Origin of the sequence: Lysinibacillus sp. FJAT-14745 (assembly GCF_001275675.1) — a bacterium.
GTDB lineage: Bacteria > Bacillota > Bacilli > Bacillales_A > Planococcaceae > Lysinibacillus.
In genome coordinates, this window is the sequence record NZ_LITM01000009.1 from 232,633 (window position 1) to 249,785 (window position 17,153).

Consider the following 17,153-nt stretch of genomic DNA (forward strand, 5'->3'; position numbering starts at 1 on the left):
TAGGTGAAGCAATCCTTCCGTTCGGCTCTTCTATCCGTCGCTTTGGTTCTACTATCCGTCCCTTTGACTCTTCTATCCGTCGCTTTGCTTCTACTATCCATCATTTCGACTCTTCTATCCGTCGCTTTTATTTTCCATAAAAAAAAACAGGGAAAGAAATGATTCTTTCCCTGTTCGTATTAAAGGCTGATGTTACACAGTAGGCTCATCAGTTCCCCATTGTTTTTTCTCTTTTTTGTGAATCTGACCATCTGACTTTTTCATTTCACGAACTTTTAATGTATACCAGATTTGTGCAGCAATACAAATTGAAGAATACATACCTGTGATTAAACCAATTAATAACGCGATTGAGAAGTTTTGAATCGATGGTGCACCTAAAATAAGAAGTGCCACTGTCACGATAATAACCGTTAACACTGTGTTAACAGATCGACCCATCGTTTGACGTAGTGATTTGTTAACGATATCCGCTAACACTTCTCGGTCTTTAATCGTATCATATCGATTTAAGTTTTCACGCATACGGTCAAACGTAACGATCGTATCATTAATAGAATAACCGACAATCGTCAGTACAGCTGCAATAAACGTAATATCGACTTCTAAGCGCATGAAACTAAATACAGCAACAATTAAGAATACGTCATGTATTAATGAAACAATTGCCCCAACACCCATGCGCCACTCGAAACGAACCGCTACATAGATAATGATGCCGATAGCTGCAAAAGATAATCCTTTAATAGCATTTTTTACAAGCTCTTTACCGACAGTTGGTGACACTGTACTTACGCCAGGTTCATGACCAAATTTTTTGCCTGCTTCTTTTTTGAATTTTAAAATTTCTGCTTGCGATAGGTCATCTTTATAACGGATAACCGCAGAGTTGTTCTTTTCACCTGCCAAAACGATATCTTCAGATGAGAAGTCGATACTATCTAAGTATTTAGATACTTCTTCTTTAGTTAAAGTATGATCCGCTTCAATTTGAACACGAGTACCACTTTGGAAATCAATACCTAGGTTTAGACGGAATATACCAAGAACCACTAAACCAGCTACTAAAATAGCTAATGAGAATGTATAGAATTTCTTACGGTTGTGCACAAAGTCAAAACGATCGAATTTCGTTGATAAATCTAAAGTTCCAATATTTTCATCTAAGCTATGCTGTTTAGATTTTGCAATACCAAACCAGGCTGGATTGTTGAAATAGCCACTGTTGACAAGTAAACCTAATAGTACACGAGAACCCCAAACAGCAGTTAAGAAGCTTAGTAAAATACTAATGATTAAAGTTGTTGCAAACCCTTTTACAGAGCTTGTCCCGAATTGGAATAAAACAGCAGCTGCTAATAATGTAGTTAGCTGTGCATCGACAATTGCTGATAAAGACTGCTTCGAGCCAATTTGGAATGCTTGTTTAACCGAATAACCTACTCGTAGCTCTTCACGAATACGCTCTGCTGCTAAAATATTCGCATCCACGGCCATCCCTATACCGAGCACAATAGCTGCGATACCTGGAAGCGTTAATACTGCATTAATCCAGTCGAATACTACTAGTACTAGGAAAGTGAAAATAGCAAGTGTAATGATGGAAATCAAGCCAGGTAAACGATAGTAGAATAGCATGAATAAGAATATTAATACTACGCCCACAACACCTGCGAAAATTGTACTTTTCAGTGCTTGGTCACCAAATTGTGCACCAACTGAAGTAGAATAAATTTCATTCAGCTTTACAGGAAGTGCCCCAGCGTCTAAAATACCTGCTAGATTTTTTGTTTCTTCAACTGTGAAATTTCCGCTAATCATTACATCTGTTGTATTTAATGTTTGGTTAACTGTTGCTGCAGATGCATAGCGAGGCTTCGCTTTTTGTGATTCAGCTTTATATGAATCGACACCTTCTTCAAAGTCTAACCATACAACGAGTAAATTTTGACCTGCTGGTTTAGCGGCAATTTTACTCGTTATATCAGCAAATTTTTTCGCATCTTTTAATGTTAGTGAAACAATTGGACGATTTTGCTGATCAAAGGAATCCTTAGCGCCACCTGGCTTTAAGTCATTACCATCCAGCAATAAATTGTCATCGACATCACGGAATGTTAAATTTGCAGAAGTAGACAATAATTCACGTGCTGATTCTTGGTCTTCGACACCCGCTAATTGCACACGAATACGGTTTTTGTCTTCAACCTGAATGCTCGGTTCACTTACCCCGATAGCATTTACACGTTCACTAAGAGCTGTTGCTGTTGCCGATAAAACACCCGGTGTAATTTTGTCTCCCTTGTGTAATTCTTTCACCTCATAAAGAACCTCAAACCCGCCCTGTAAGTCAAGGCCTAGTTTAATGTCCTTTAAGACGCCGCCTACAGTCGTACCGATGGTTGCTGTAAAAATAACCATTAGTAGTACGAATGCAACTATACGACTTTTTAGTTTCATTTATAAATCCTCCTCGAATTGTGTAAGGCAGTTCCTTACACTACAAACAAGTATAATAGCAAGTCCTTTTGAAACGTTTATTCCTCCTTTTCCTTTAGAATAATGTTGCCTGTGCTTCAAAAAGGTTGCTTCACTTATTTCAATCGTTCATAACGCGCAAATTTATCCCTGTATTTGAATAAGTGTATTCCTCCAAATTTAGAAAAGAATTATTAGGAGTCTTTTGAATAAATATACTTATACAAATAAAAAAAAGCGCAACACACTCATTATGAAACACGTTGCGCTCGGTGTCAATTCAACACTTTTAGTATTCTTTTATTATTTGACAAATTTCACACATTCTTCTTAGGTTTTAACCGGACCAAGTAGCATTTTTAACTCTTCCGTATTCAATTCTGTAAACCAATTATTACTTTGTAAAAATTCTACTTGATTAAATGATACGATATCGGAAGGTGATACTGCAAAAATAGTTGCGATAATTTCATGTAAACGTAATTGATCAATATTTTTTCTGCGCCATTTTTTCTCTACACAATAGCGCCATAGTTCTTCTGCTGTAATCGCATCGTATTGATAATGTTTAAACTCTTCTATCTTACTATCGATTGCAGGACGAATTTTTTCAAATAGTTGCTCATACTGCATACTCATTTTGAATCATCTCCAATCAAAGTTGTATCGTAAGACATGTTTGCATACAAATAGTGTAAATGAATTTTTGTGGCTTGAGAAGGGACGGATGGCATGAGTTCTTTTGTACGGGGTACACTATTTTTAATGTTTGTGATTTTTTTATCTAAACTCTTTGGCTTCTTTTATAGAATGCAATTTATGCGTATCGCTGGTGAAGAGGCAGTCGGCATTTATATGACCGTCTATCCGGCGTTCATTTTCTTCATCTCACTCATTCAACTTGGACTACCTATCGCTGTGGCAAAAATTGTAGCAGAATTACTAGCAAAAAACAAACGCGAAGACATCTATGGTGTTATGCGTACGGCTATTCTTTGGTCATTTATTGGAATGATCATCTTTATGCCGATTGTTGCACTTACAATACCATATATTTCGACTACACTTTTACATAATGAACAAACAACATTTACGCTTTGGATTGCACTCTTTGCTGTACCAGTGTCAGTTGGTTCTGGATTATTGCGCGCTTATTTGCAGGGTATTGCGAAAATCACACCAACAGCTTGGGCTCAAATGATTGAACAAATTATCCGCATTAGCTTCATCACATTTACGCTACCTTTTGTGGCTGCCTATGATAATGCTGCCGTTACAGCAGCCTCTGCTATGGGTATTACGCTTCTAGCTGAAGTCGTAGCATTCTTGTATTTGTGGATGCATTATATTGTTTCAAAGAAAAAATTATTGACACAAAAAAACAAAATCGAGGCTTATCCTTCCTCTCCGATGTTACGGATTGCCCTTCCTTCTGCAGGAAGCAAGCTGTTTGGATCTTTTACCTGGTTTTTAGAGCCTATCATTTTTTTAAAGGCTTTAACTATGGCTGGATTGACAGCCTCGGCAGCAACAATTTTATATGGGGTTATTTCGGGTGTTCTTGTCCCTCTATTATTATTCCCAGCTTTTGTGTCTGCAGCACTTTCAATCGTTCTTATACCGGCTGTTAGTGACGCCGTTGCACGCCAGCATATTCCGCTCCTACAGGAACGCATTTCTGTATCATTGCGACTTTCATCATTAGTGGGCTGTGTTGCTGCTACGTACTTTTTCGTTCATGGAGACGACTTAGCTGTGAAGCTCTTTCACTTACAAGAAAATCGCGGTTATGTGAAAATATTAGCGCCTATTTTTTATTTTTATTATATACAAAGCCCTTTGCACTCTATATTACAAGCAATCGGTGAAGCTCGCGCAGCAATGATGAACTCCATTTTCGGAGGTCTTGGAAAGCTCTTTGTCATGTTCGTGCTTGCTTCTCAACCGGGTATACAGGAAAAAGGTGCCGTTGTAGCAATTGGTTTTGGCGTTTTATTAACTTCATTTTTGCATATCGCGACAGTAAGACAGCGCAAAAATTTGCGTGCCGGATTTAGAATGTTCGTTGTTCCATATAGCTGCTTTATTGCTGTTTGTGTTACTCAGTATTTCCTGATGCAAATGATGCCACTGCCTTTTATTTTAAGTAGTTGTGTAACCTTGTTTTTACTATTTACTTTCTTACTATTTTCCAATCAGTTGCGCATAACTGATTTGCGCTACCTTCGTAAGCTGGCCAAGAAAGTTTAAGATTCTTTCAGCTGGATATGAAGCCGATCTTCCTCCCAAACGCAAAAAAATACAGTCTTACTATCCGTAATATTATTTTTAGCAAGCTCTGCCATTAACCAATCAGCATCTTTATGCAATACCTTTAAATGCCTATCCTGAATATCACCGTCGATAATCAATGGGTAAACAAATGCCTTTTCATCTTTTTGGTATACAGACAGATTGCCGGAGGGCTCTAAATAGGCATAAGCAATATCTGTAACGGAAGCATTTCCGTTTTCGCGTAATTGTTGACACAAATCATCTAAATTATAGCGTTGCTTGCGCATTTCACTTTCTAAAATGACACCATCTCTTATAAGTAATACTGGATCACCATCAACTAGGTCACGGAATTTTTTATTTTTAAGTGAAATATATGCCGTTATTATTTGAATGAAAAACAATATGATAATTGGTAAAATCACATTAAATAAAGGACTTTCGAAATCATCAAGTGCAAACGCAGCAACCTCAGCCATTAAAATGGATACAACTAAATCTATTACAGATAATTCGCCGACCTCACGTTTACCCATTAAACGAAAAATTATTAGGATAAACACATATAAAAAGCATGTTCTAAAAATAATCGTTAAATATTCTCCCATGCAGTCACCCCCATATAATAAGGTGACCGTGTACGTTACTTTTTATACAAAAAAAAGCCTTGTCAAAAATGAATTCCTGCATTTTGACAAAGCTGTTTATAAGGCGTTGTCCACTAATGTTGGACAACGCCTTTAAGACCAAGTATTAGTTATTAACAATACGTCCGATTGCCTGACGATCAAATTTTACGCGCACATTGTCTGCGATTTTTAATGTTATAGTTGTGTCCTCAATTGAGTCAATCTCACCATGTAAGCCACCGATTGTAATAACTTTATCTCCACGTTGCAAATTACTCTGCATACTTTGTGTTTCCTGCTGTCTCTTTTTAGCAGGGCGGATTAAAATAAACCACATTGCAACGAACATGATTAAAATCATGATTAAGCCAGAATATTGTTCCATCATTCTTGCCCCCTTTCCAATTCCTTATTAGTATAGACTATTCCACCCTAAAAAAGCGATGGACAAGCCCAAAATTTTTCTATATTACTAATATTTTTTCTATGATTGACAATAATTTACTAGAAATATTCATAAATCACATAAGTCACATGATTTTTTTACTAAATTTTAGAAGTTCTTCGCATTTGGTCCATTAAAGCCGTATTTCTCGAAAAATTCTTCTCGGAAATCACCAAGACGATCTTCACGGATTGCCTCACGCACTTGCTCCATTAGTTTCAATAGGAAGTGCAAGTTATGGTAAGTCGTTAAACGGATGCCAAATGTTTCTTCCGTACGAATTAGATGACGGATATAGGCGCGTGAATAGTTTTTACATGTATAACAATCACAGTTCGGATCAATTGGCCCGAAATCACGTGCATATTTTGCATTTTTAACAACTAAACGCCCTTCAGATGTCATTAATGTACCATTACGGGCAATACGTGTTGGTAATACACAGTCAAACATATCAATACCACGAATAGCACCATCGATTAATGAGTCAGGTGACCCTACACCCATTAAATAACGTGGTTTATTAGTTGGCATTAATGGTGTTGTAAACTCTAATACTCGGTTCATAACGTCCTTAGGCTCACCAACAGATAGCCCTCCAATTGCATAACCTGGGAAATCTAGCTCTACTAATGCTTCTGCAGAACGACGGCGTAAATCCTCGTATTCTCCCCCTTGAATAATACCGAATAAACCTTGTTCTTCTGGACGATTATGTGCCTCTTTACAACGTTTAGCCCAACGTGTTGTACGGTCTACTGATTGCAGCATATAGTCATATGTCGCAGGGTAAGGTGGACATTCATCAAAAGCCATCATAATATCCGAGCCTAAATCATTTTGAATTTCCATCGCCTTTTCTGGACTTAAAAACAATTTGTCTCCATTCAAATGATTGCGGAAATGAACCCCTTCTTCTTCGATTTTACGGAATTGACTGAGTGAGAACACTTGGAAACCGCCTGAATCTGTTAAAATCGGGCGATCCCAGTTCATAAATTTATGCAAGCCCCCTGCTTCTTTCACAATATCATTCCCTGGTCGGAGCCATAAATGATACGTATTTGACAGAATAATGCCTGCATTCATTTCCTTTAATTCCTCAGGTGACATTGTTTTAACAGTTGCTTGTGTACCAACAGGCATAAATGCTGGCGTTTCAAAAGAGCCATGCGGCGTATGCACGATGCCAAGGCGTGCTCCTGTTTGCTTACAAGTATGAAGTAACTCATAACGAATTGCTGGTTGTGTCATTTTATAAAAATTCCTCTCTTATCTAAAGTAAAAACAGTACTCCGATTTTTTTCTTTATTCTCCTTTTGGACGAATAAACATAGCATCACCAAAGCTAAAGAAGCGATATTTTTCTTCTACAGCTTGTTGATAAGCACTTAAAATTGTTTCTTTTGTTGCAAGCGTACTAACAAGCATTACAAGGGTAGACTTTGGTAAATGGAAGTTGGTGATTAAACCATCCACAACCGTAAATTCATATCCCGGATAAATGAAAATAGACGTCCAACCTTGTTCTGCTCGCACTTCACCTTCATATTTTGAGCCGATAGTTTCTAAAGTACGTGTAGAGGTTGTACCAACTGCAATTACTTTCCCACCATTACTCTTTACTCGGTTTATGATAGATGCGGTTTCTTCCGTTACACTATAAAATTCAGCATGCATTTCGTGATTTTCAATTGAATCTACACTTACAGGACGGAAAGTTCCAAGTCCCACATGTAACGTGATAAATACAACTTCGATCCCTTTTGCTTTTACTTGCTCTAGTAATTCTTCTGTAAAATGCAGGCCTGCAGTTGGTGCTGCAGCTGAGCCACGCTCTTTTGCATAAACCGTTTGGTAACGATCCTTGTCCTCTAATTTTTCACGAATATATGGAGGTAATGGCATCTCACCAAGTTGCTCTAAAATTTCGTAAAAAATCCCATTATATTTAAACTCAAATGTACGTCCACCATGAGCAAGCTCTCCTGTACAAGTAGCTGTCAGTAAGCCATCTCCAAATGTTACAACTGTGCCGACTTTTACACGTTTAGCTGGTTTAACAAGTGTTTCCCATTCATCTGTACCTGCCATTTGCTTTAATAGCAGTACCTCTATATGAGCACCAGTTTCCTCCTTAACGCCCATTAAACGCGCTGGTAAGACCCTTGTATCATTTAACACAAGGCAGTCTCCAGCTTGTAGCTCATCTAAAATATGAGCAAAATGATGATGCTCAACATTTTTCGAGCCTGGCGTCACTACCATTAAACGACTAGCTGTACGGTCCAAAAGTGGTGTTTGTGCAATAAGCTCTTCTGGCAATTCAAAATCAAAATCTTCTACACGCATGAAAATACTTCCTTCTTCTAGGTTTGTTGGGGATAATCATATCCAAAATGTTCGTAGGCTAAATGTGTTGCCACACGTCCACGTGGCGTCCGTTGTATAAAGCCAATTTGCATCAAATATGGCTCGTACACATCCTCTATCGTTACGCGTTCCTCGCCAATAGATGCTGCCAACGTATCTAAGCCTACAGGGCCACCACGGAAGCGCTCAATCATATTGGTCACAAGTTTATGGTCAATATGGTCAAGCCCTCTAGGATCGACTTGTAATAGCTCAAGCCCTTGCTTAGCAAGTCCCTCCGTTATCATACCATCTCCAAGCACCTGTGCATAATCTCGCACTCGTTTAAGCAAACGGTTAGCGATACGGGGTGTACCACGCGAGCGTGTCGCCATTTCAAGAGCTGCTACTTGCTCAATATCAACATCAAATAAATGCGCACTACGTACGACAATTTCTGCAAGTGAAGTATGATCATAATACTCCAATCTTAATAATACGCCAAAGCGATCCCTTAACGGTGCTGATAATGCGCCAGCCCTTGTTGTTGCACCAACGAGTGTAAATGGCGGTAAATCAAGTCGTACAGAACGCGCTTCAGGGCCTTTACCAACGACAATATCTAAACAAAAATCCTCCATAGCAGGATAAAGCACCTCTTCTATTGCACGAGGCAGGCGATGTATTTCATCGATAAATAGCACATCCCCTGGCTCTAGTGAGCTTAAAATAGCTGCTAAATCTCCAGGACGTTCGATTGCAGGGCCGCTAGTCATGCGCACATTGACATTCATTTCATTAGCAATGACAGCAGCTAATGTAGTTTTACCAAGTCCAGGCGGTCCATATAACAGCACATGATCTAAACTTTCCTGACGAAGCTTTGCCGCTTCAATGAAAATTTGTAAATTCTCCTTTACCTTATGTTGACCAATATATTGTGCTAATCTTTGTGGTCGTAAAGATAATTCAAACTGTTCATCATAGCTACCTGCCTCACTAGCCATCATACGTTCAGACATGTACTTCCCCCCCTTTCACTATTTTAACTTTAATAGCAGTTGCAAAGCTTGTTTCATAAATGCATCTGTTGTTTCAAGCTTGTCGTTCTCTTCGAGCTGTGGACGTATTTTTTCTAATTCTTTTTCAGAATAACCAAGTGCCATTAAGGCAAGAATAGCTTCTTCAAGCTCATGTTTATATGGATTTACACCAAATAACGGTAGCTCATCTTCTGTACTAGGTAGCTCAATAGTCTCCAACAACCCGCCAAGTTTACCTTTTAAATCTAGAATCATTTGACGTGCAGTTTTCTTACCAACACCAGGAAACTTCACTAAAAACGATTCATCCTCTCGTTCAATGGCACTGATAACCTGTTGCGGATTCCCAGTAGCTAAAATAGCAAGTGCACCCTTCGGTCCAATTCCTGACACTAAAATAAGTTTACGAAACAGCTCTCGTTGATCTAAATTTGGAAAGCCATATAACACTTGCGCATCCTCACGTACATGCAAGTGGACAAATATTTGCTGTTCAAGTGCAGATGTCCTGAACGCAAATGGATTAGGTGTATTCAACTGCCAGCCAATCCCTTGTTGTTCAAGAACGATATACTCAGGAGTTATACGCTTTATTTGTCCTTTTAAATAATCATACATTCCATAATCCCTCACAATCATCGTCTTCGATTATAGCATATTGCGAACGAATGCTCGACTATAAGAAATAACACAGTAGTCGTTCACATACAAAAATGACCGCCGAAAGACGGTCATTTCTTTATCATTTTATCAATATCGTACCACAGTTTAGGCCAATATGTGAGAGCTCGTTTTGTAAATGGCACTAAATAATCTAAAAATACAAGCTGTTGATCTAATGGTAAATCTACTGCAAAAAGCCATTCACGTAATAGCTCATTCGGATATTTTAAACGATGTAGCTTTCTTTTATCTAATCGTTTCATCTCTGGTAGCTCTGCAAATATTTTACCAAGGTCATAATCTACAGCTGGCAATACACGATGTAACCATAAAATATATTCATCATCCGCTTCTCCAAGGTGAGCCAAATCAAAATCAATTAAACGTAATTTCCCATCTGAGCACCTTAAAAAATTATGATGTACGACATCTCCATGTAAAAGCGTTATTTCTTTTTCAGGCACATCTTCCTGAGCGATTAGCTGTAACGATTTCTCACTATAATGTACAATTTGATCGATTTCTTCTTTTGTTAAAAATGCACGAAATTCATTCCGTCTATTTTTAAAACGCATATGACGCATTTGCCATTTTAAAAGCTGTGAATAGGTGTGCAAGCCTGGCACCCGCTGCCAAGCAATTTTTTTATGGGTATCATGTAACGTATTTAATAACTTGAGAGATTCCTTCCGATCTTTTTTATGTGCAAAATTAGCACTACGACTTCCTTCTTGCCAATCTTGCACGATTAAATACTCATCATCACTTTTCATTAAAGGTAAGATCAGTGAGGGTTCCAGATAACCAAGCTGTCGATGAATAACCCTCACCTTTTCAGCTATTTCTATCTGCTTTGCTCGTTTCACAAAATAATTATTGGATTGATATTTATACTTCCAAATATTCGACTTTACTTCTTCAATGATATACGCTTTTTTACCATCGATAAGGCGTCATCCCGCCTGGGGAAAAGTGCGGTGACATCCATGGTCCTACCGAAGAATGTGGCATATGGCAATGTGATGGACATGGCATTGGGCATGGTGGTGGACATGGCGGTGGACAGAAACATGGGTCCATTTGCCAAGTCGGCATCATAACTGGTTGTGCATGACAACCACATGGCTGTTCCATTTCCGGCATCATTTCCGCAGGCTTCATAGGGAAGAATGGAGATGTACTAGATTCTAAGAACCCTTCCATCCCAGCAACTTTTTCACATCCCATTTCACATGATGTTGGTTGCTCCGGCATTGTATATGCCTCAACTTGTGGCTCCATCTGCATTGGCATCTCCATAGGCATCGGCATTGGCCAATACATATGATGATGCACTGGCTGATGACAGCTTGCACAATGTGGTACTGCTGGCATTTGTGGCATGATAAAAATCGGTTGCGGCATTGGCATTGGCATCGGCATCGGCATTGGTGCTGGCGCCTCCGGTTGGGCTACAGGTTGTGGTGGTGGCTGAATTTGAATTGGAGATACAGTTTGAGTCTGCTCTATATTTGGCATGACAACGTTTTGATTCCAGCTAAGCTCAACAGGTGTTGGCTGAGGCATCGGCATCGGCATTGGATAAGGAATTGGAATCATCTGTGGTTCTGGCATTGGTGGTGGTGGTACAATAATTGGTGGTGGCATTGGTCTTTGAACCTCTTTTTCTTTAACGTACTTTGTAGGTGACTCCTTATGCATATGTTCTTTGTGCATGTGTTCCCTGTGCCCATCTCTATGTCCTTCTCTATGTCCCCCCTCTCTATGTCCTTCTCTGTGCATTCCCCAATCTGTTTCTCGATGATGTTCTCTATGTGGTTCTTTGTTTATTTTTTCAGGTAGGATAATTTCCATGCCCGGTACAATATAATCTGGATTAGCAAGATGGGCATTCAGTCGCTTTAAATCTTCAAACGAAATGCCATACTCTTTCGCAATCTTCCACAACGTATCTCCCTTTTGGACAATATGAATACGCAATTTTTTCCTCCCTTCCTCTCTTCGTATCATATGTTCAATGTTTCATTTGGATACAAAAATTTCATGCATGTTAGAAATGCTTCATGGTACACTAGTTTTTAAGGAAAACTGCTTCCTTTATTACAGGCAGAGGTGATCTCTTATGAAAAAAATGTTAGGCGAAGAACGCCGACTGCAACTTCTAGCACAACTAAAAAACAGCACAGCACCTATAACAGGGACGGACCTTGCTAAATTCGCTAATGTTTCTAGACAAGTCATTGTCAATGATATGACATTATTAAAGGCTAGAAATGAACCTATTATTGCAACTAGTCAAGGATATCTTTTTATGCATCAGGAACAATTACACCAAACTGTTGAACGTACAATTCCTTGCTTCCACACTGCAGAGGATGCAGAAGATGAACTTATAACAATAGTTGATTGCGGTGGTACGGTAAAAAATGTTATTGTTGAACATCCTATTTATGGAGAAATTACCGCATCCATTATGGTTGCTAACCGTCATGAGATAAAAAAATTTATTCAACGCGTCAACGAAACACAGGCAAGTTATTTATCCGAACTAACAGGTGGTACACATCTTCATGTTATTTCTGCGCCTTCTGTTGAAATTTTAGATTTAATTGAGCTTACTTTACAAAAAAAGGGCTATTTAGTTGTCGATCAATAATTGAACAAATCAATTTTCCGTAACATGTAAAGTTAAACAAAGCTGCTAGCCTTCATAGAGACTAGCAGCTTTCAATTTATCTGAATTCAAATGATTTACTATAAGGTGTATTGAATAACATTTTTATACATACTCTAATTAATTCGAAGAGACTGATTTCCGCTACGGGCTACTTGCTTTGTTGCTGTCGCTTCGCTTTCGCACAGATAAAACATTTGTTGCTGTCGCTTCGCTTTCGCACAGATAAAACCTTTATAGCTGCCGCTTTGCTTTCGCAGATAAAACAATGCAGAAGTTTGTTTTAGGTTTTCTACAAAGCGCTCAGTCGGAACGGAAATCAACCTCTCGTTTTACAGAAGAGCCATACTTTATATAATATCTTAACTTCATCCACTTTAATTGGATAACTTCAAGTTAAAGAAATCTTTTTCGTTGTGAAGGTGTTGGCAATAAACAGCTTTCTTTTCGTCCAAAAAGACGAAATCTATTTTTAGCAAATAGTCGATACATTATATTTCGTATAGATGGAGGAATAAGGATGAAAACATAGCAGACAGGCCAAAAACTATCTAATCTCCTACAGATTTTAAGTGCTGCTGTGGACTCAGAATATACCTTTCCATGCTCAATTAACATGACACTATCTATATCTTCTGGTACCTCGTATTGTGCAAGTAATGCCTGCCCTGCATCACTTTGAATAGCAGCAAATTGAAAATATGCTGCCTGATCATATTTAATAATAAATTGCACACTACTATCACAAAAATTGCACACTCCGTCAAATAAAATAATGCCACCCACAATTATTCCTCCTAGCTAAGGCGAAATTGATTACTCGTCCGCTGTTAGATAAGTAAAGTATGTACCAAGTGACTTCACCTTGCAACCAAGCGCAGCTAGTTCTTCCATAGCCCCACGCATCATAGGCTCCTTTTCATCTGCCAATACATCAATCATAAAGAAATAATCACCTAAGCCCGTTTTTAATGGTCTTGATTCTATCTTACTTAAGTTCAACTGTCGCCATGCAAATACTGATAATACTTGATGTAATGCCCCTGAACGATCCGTTGGCAATGTAATCATGAAAGTTGTCTTCGCCTGTCCATCTGATAACTCTTGCGGTAATCGTATATTTTGCTTAGATAATACGAAGAAACGTGTATGGTTAAAATGGAAATCATGAATATTAGGTTGAACGATTTCCAAGCCATATTTATCTGCCGCCGCTGCATTTCCAACTGCTCCAATGCACTCATTTGGATTTTCGGAAACAAATTTTGCCGCAGCTGCTGTTGATGTCGTTTGATGTAAAGGAATATGGCTGAAACGATAAAATAAGTATTTATGACATTGAGCTAGAGCATGTGGATGTGAATAAACTCCTATAATCGATTCCCAATTGTCCTTATACACTTTATTGACCATTAAATGCTGCTGTATTTTTAATAGGAGCTCACCTGTAACATATAGAGTCGCCTCATGGAATAAATAATCGAGCGTTAACGATACAGAACCTTCTAAAGCATTTTCCAATGGTACAACTGCTAAATCAACCTTCCCCTCTGCTACTGCCTCAATACATTCTGGAATGGTAGCACAAGGGACAAGCCACTCATTCGGAAAGGTTGCCTTTGTTGCTAAGTATGTAAATGATGCCTCCGGTCCTAAATATCCTATTCTTTTTTCCCATTGTTGCTCTGTCATTACATTTACCTCCTGTTTAAGCTTTGATTTTTATTGGCTCATCACCATAACGCGGGTTGATTTCCGTTCCGACTGCGCGCTTTCCTGGGGGCGTCCAGTCGGAACGGAAATCAACTTATATATACGACATACGTTCTAACAAATGTTATCCTCAACCTTTTGATAATGAACCTTTTAAATTTCACTAATGCAAAAATTTAGAATTTTCAATTCCCGATAATCACTTTTTAGTTCTACATCAAATGTTAAGCAAAGGTATAATGTGAAGCTTTCCTAAATGCTCCTACAATTACCTCTCCTCTTAAATCGTATTATAAAATTTTTGTAATAGTCTTTATCTTTTGTTATAGAATAAGGAGCTGTCCCATGAAGCGATCATTTCATCACATGGGACTGCTCCTTTTGAGCTTATTTACATTTTGTCAAAATTCAAGCTTGCTTTCAGTCATTACAATGCACCAGAACTAATTACTTCCGCTGACTCTACAAAATCTAGACGTTTGAGTTGCTGTATTAAATCATCAAGTTCACATGTCATACTAGTTACATCTAATGACAATGTAACATTAGCACGTCCTTGAATCGGTATTGTTTGATGGATAGTCAGTACATTGCAATGCGTAATTGTCACTGTTTCTAAAAGCTTTGCAAGTGTTCCTTTACGGTCTTGAAGCTGTAAAAAGACTGTTAAAATGCGTTCCTGCACAATTGAATGAAAAGGAAATACAGCATCACGATATTTGTAAAACGCACTACGCGATAAATCCACCTGCTTTACCGCATCCCAAATGGAAGATACCGAACCACTTGAAAGTAAGTGTTTCGCCTCCAAAGTTTTTTGCATAGCATCCGTTAAAACATCTTCACGAACTAAATAATATCGCTGATTCGCAACATTCTTCATACGCTTCCCCCTAAAACTCTTGTCTTAATCGACAAATTCAAATTCAAACTCTTGCAGACGAACTATATCGCCATCTTGCGCTCCGCGTTCGCGTAGAGCTTCATCCACACCCATTGCACGTAATTGACGAGCAAAACGGCGAATACCATCTTCACGGCTAAAGTCAGTCATTTTAAATAGGCGCTCAATTGCGTAACCACTAATAATAAATGTACCATCATCATCACGAGTAATTTCGAAATCTTCACCTTTTGCTTCATGTTTATACATTACCGTTGCGTCAGATTGCTCTTCTAAATCATCATATAGAAGGAATTCAGGCGTTACTTCAAGTAAATCGGCAATAGCAAATAGTAACTCTTTTAAACCTTGGCGTGAAATAGCTGAAATTGGGAAAATTTGAACGTCTTCTCCCACTTTTTTGCGGAATTCCTCTAAGTTTTCTTCTGCACCTGGCATATCCATTTTGTTGGCAACAATAATTTGGGGACGCTCAGTTAAACGAAGATTATATTGCTTTAGCTCTTCATTTATCGTTAAATAATCCTCGTATGGATCGCGACCTTCCATTCCTGACATATCAATAACATGGACAATAACACGTGTACGTTCAATATGGCGTAAAAACTGATGACCTAAGCCTACCCCTTGGTGTGCTCCTTCAATAAGACCAGGTAAATCAGCCATCGCGAAGCTTCGATGATCATCTGTTTCAATCATCCCTAAATTTGGGACAATTGTTGTAAAGTGATATGCACCAATTTTTGGCTTCGCAGCAGAAACAACAGATAAAAGCGTTGATTTACCAACACTTGGGAAACCTACTAGTCCCACATCTGCTAAAACTTTTAACTCTAATATAACATTTAATTCTTGTCCTGGCTCACCTTTTTCAGAAAGTTCTGGTGCTGGATTTGCCGGTGTTGCGAAGCGTGAATTTCCTCGACCACCTCGGCCAGCTTTTGCGATAATCGCTTGTTGACCGTGCTCGACTAAATCGGCAATAACAGCGCCTGTTTCTTCGTTCATTACGACTGTGCCTGGTGGTACTTTAACGATTAAATCGTCTGCACGTTTACCATGCATTCCTTTACTCATACCATGCTCACCACGGTCAGCCTTAAAATGGCGTTTATAGCGGAAATCCATTAATGTTCGTAAGCCCTCTTCAACTTCAAATACTACGTTACCACCATGTCCGCCGTCACCACCAGCCGGACCACCATTCGGTACATATTTTTCTCGGCGGAAGGCAACCATTCCATCCCCGCCGTCGCCACCTTTTACATAAATCTTAACGTGATCGACAAACATTTAGTTCACTCCCTATTTGCTTTCAATACATATTGCCAGTACGAATTCGTCTGTTCAATTGTTTGAATATCTAATTGTTTCAAACCTTTTTCGGTGAATGCATCAGCACTCCATAGCCCATTTAACGTGAATGTCACGGCAAATGTATGATCGTCAACACGTACATCGAGCACTAAGCTCTGCTCTGTATATGGATCTAATGTATCATAAACATGCATAACTGTTTTGTTTAAGTAATCTACAACTTCCGAATCAATAGTATTTGTAACAGACTTTTTTATCTCACCGCTTAGCTTCATTGGTAATGAAGGGTAGCGCCAGCCTGCTGTTTGCAGCCATTCTATTGTTTGGGGTAATTGTAGACGATTAAGGATAGAAAATACTTGTAATTGCTCTGAATACACTTTAATAAGTTTTTTTGATTCATCAATTCTACCTAAATCTAAATTCATGCGAATAAGCTGAAGCTGATTCACATAATCATGATTTGCAAAACGTAATACTTCACTAATGGTTAGTGATTGATTGTTCATCCCATTCACTCCAATAAAGTTATCCTTACTAGTATAACAAGTTTTGCTGTATTTTTCCCTTAATTCTTCAATCAATTATGCCTCTGCATAATTGCGTCCGGAATCGGCTTTGTGTTACGCTTTCGCTACAGAAAAACAACTACTGAAAAAAG

At 38.6% G+C, this 17,153-nt stretch carries 17 protein-coding genes; 2 read left to right on the top strand and 15 right to left on the bottom strand.

All coding sequences use genetic code 11. The annotated features are described in order from the left end of the window. Window positions 1-192: 192 nt before the first annotated feature. Together secDF and AMS59_RS16335 are read right to left on the bottom strand one after the other, a co-directional pair. On the bottom strand, window positions 193-2,460 hold the full coding sequence (gene secDF, locus AMS59_RS16330; RefSeq protein WP_053484800.1) for a protein translocase subunit SecDF: 2,268 nt from the start codon (window positions 2,458-2,460) through the stop codon (window positions 193-195). 348 nt (window positions 2,461-2,808) lie between these two features. After that, window positions 2,809-3,117: a post-transcriptional regulator gene (locus AMS59_RS16335; RefSeq protein WP_053484801.1), complete on the bottom strand. Its 309-nt coding sequence runs from the start codon at window positions 3,115-3,117 to the stop codon at window positions 2,809-2,811. 93 nt (window positions 3,118-3,210) lie between these two features. Between AMS59_RS16335 and AMS59_RS16340 the strand changes: the two genes are divergently transcribed. Further along, window positions 3,211-4,728, top strand: coding sequence for a polysaccharide biosynthesis protein (locus tag AMS59_RS16340; RefSeq protein WP_053484802.1), 1,518 nt, complete (start codon window positions 3,211-3,213; stop codon window positions 4,726-4,728). Here the strand turns inward: AMS59_RS16340 and AMS59_RS16345 are convergent. The 8 genes from AMS59_RS16345 to AMS59_RS16380 form a co-directional block, all read right to left on the bottom strand. Continuing rightward, the gene (locus AMS59_RS16345) at window positions 4,725-5,360 is read right to left on the bottom strand and encodes a DUF421 domain-containing protein (RefSeq protein WP_053484803.1); all 636 of its coding nucleotides are present in this window, start codon (window positions 5,358-5,360) and stop codon (window positions 4,725-4,727) included. The two genes, AMS59_RS16340 and AMS59_RS16345, sit on opposite strands and share 4 nt — an antisense overlap. 145 nt (window positions 5,361-5,505) lie before the next feature. Further along, window positions 5,506-5,766 carry a preprotein translocase subunit YajC gene (yajC, locus tag AMS59_RS16350; RefSeq protein ID WP_053484804.1) on the bottom strand — a complete coding sequence of 87 codons (261 nt, stop codon included), beginning with the start codon at window positions 5,764-5,766 and terminating at the stop codon, window positions 5,506-5,508. A gap of 168 nt (window positions 5,767-5,934) precedes the next feature. Then, window positions 5,935-7,080: a tRNA guanosine(34) transglycosylase Tgt gene (tgt, locus tag AMS59_RS16355; RefSeq protein WP_053484805.1), complete on the bottom strand. Its 1,146-nt coding sequence runs from the start codon at window positions 7,078-7,080 to the stop codon at window positions 5,935-5,937. Between the two features lie 54 nt (window positions 7,081-7,134). Next, window positions 7,135-8,178 (bottom strand): tRNA preQ1(34) S-adenosylmethionine ribosyltransferase-isomerase QueA, encoded by a 1,044-nt coding sequence (queA, locus tag AMS59_RS16360; RefSeq protein WP_053484806.1) that lies wholly within the window; start codon window positions 8,176-8,178, stop codon window positions 7,135-7,137. A 17-nt stretch (window positions 8,179-8,195) separates the two neighbouring features. Continuing rightward, window positions 8,196-9,200: a Holliday junction branch migration DNA helicase RuvB gene (ruvB, locus tag AMS59_RS16365; protein ID WP_053484807.1), complete on the bottom strand. Its 1,005-nt coding sequence runs from the start codon at window positions 9,198-9,200 to the stop codon at window positions 8,196-8,198. Between the two features lie 18 nt (window positions 9,201-9,218). Continuing rightward, window positions 9,219-9,839 (bottom strand): Holliday junction branch migration protein RuvA, encoded by a 621-nt coding sequence (ruvA, locus tag AMS59_RS16370; protein ID WP_053484808.1) that lies wholly within the window; start codon window positions 9,837-9,839, stop codon window positions 9,219-9,221. A 113-nt stretch (window positions 9,840-9,952) separates the two neighbouring features. Then, a complete protein-coding gene (locus AMS59_RS16375) occupies window positions 9,953-10,750 on the bottom strand; it encodes a phosphotransferase (RefSeq protein WP_234007828.1) in 798 nt (265 codons plus the stop codon). A 70-nt stretch (window positions 10,751-10,820) separates the two neighbouring features. After that, a complete protein-coding gene (locus tag AMS59_RS16380; protein ID WP_053484809.1) occupies window positions 10,821-11,864 on the bottom strand; it encodes a LysM peptidoglycan-binding domain-containing protein in 1,044 nt (347 codons plus the stop codon). 142 nt (window positions 11,865-12,006) lie between these two features. Between AMS59_RS16380 and AMS59_RS16385 the strand changes: the two genes are divergently transcribed. Continuing rightward, window positions 12,007-12,540 (top strand): transcription repressor NadR, encoded by a 534-nt coding sequence (locus AMS59_RS16385; RefSeq protein ID WP_053484810.1) that lies wholly within the window; start codon window positions 12,007-12,009, stop codon window positions 12,538-12,540. A 414-nt stretch (window positions 12,541-12,954) separates the two neighbouring features. Here AMS59_RS16385 and AMS59_RS16395 read toward each other — a convergent pair whose 3' ends face one another. The 5 genes from AMS59_RS16395 to AMS59_RS16415 all read right to left on the bottom strand — a co-directional run bounded on the left by AMS59_RS16395 (window position 12,955) and on the right by AMS59_RS16415 (window position 17,001). Continuing rightward, entirely contained in the window at window positions 12,955-13,344 is a 390-nt protein-coding gene (locus AMS59_RS16395; protein ID WP_053484812.1) for a thiol-disulfide oxidoreductase DCC family protein, read from the bottom strand. Window positions 13,345-13,374: 30 nt separating this feature from the next. Next, window positions 13,375-14,250: a prephenate dehydratase gene (gene pheA / locus AMS59_RS16400; RefSeq protein ID WP_053484813.1), complete on the bottom strand. Its 876-nt coding sequence runs from the start codon at window positions 14,248-14,250 to the stop codon at window positions 13,375-13,377. Window positions 14,251-14,698: 448 nt separating this feature from the next. After that, complete coding sequence (locus AMS59_RS16405) at window positions 14,699-15,154, bottom strand: ACT domain-containing protein (RefSeq protein ID WP_053484814.1); 456 nt, start codon at window positions 15,152-15,154, stop codon at window positions 14,699-14,701. A 24-nt stretch (window positions 15,155-15,178) separates the two neighbouring features. Further along, entirely contained in the window at window positions 15,179-16,468 is a 1,290-nt protein-coding gene (obgE, locus tag AMS59_RS16410; protein ID WP_053484815.1) for a GTPase ObgE, read from the bottom strand. Window positions 16,469-16,473: 5 nt separating this feature from the next. Beyond that, the gene (locus tag AMS59_RS16415) at window positions 16,474-17,001 is read right to left on the bottom strand and encodes a Spo0B domain-containing protein (RefSeq protein WP_053484816.1); all 528 of its coding nucleotides are present in this window, start codon (window positions 16,999-17,001) and stop codon (window positions 16,474-16,476) included. Window positions 17,002-17,153: the final 152 nt, after the last annotated feature.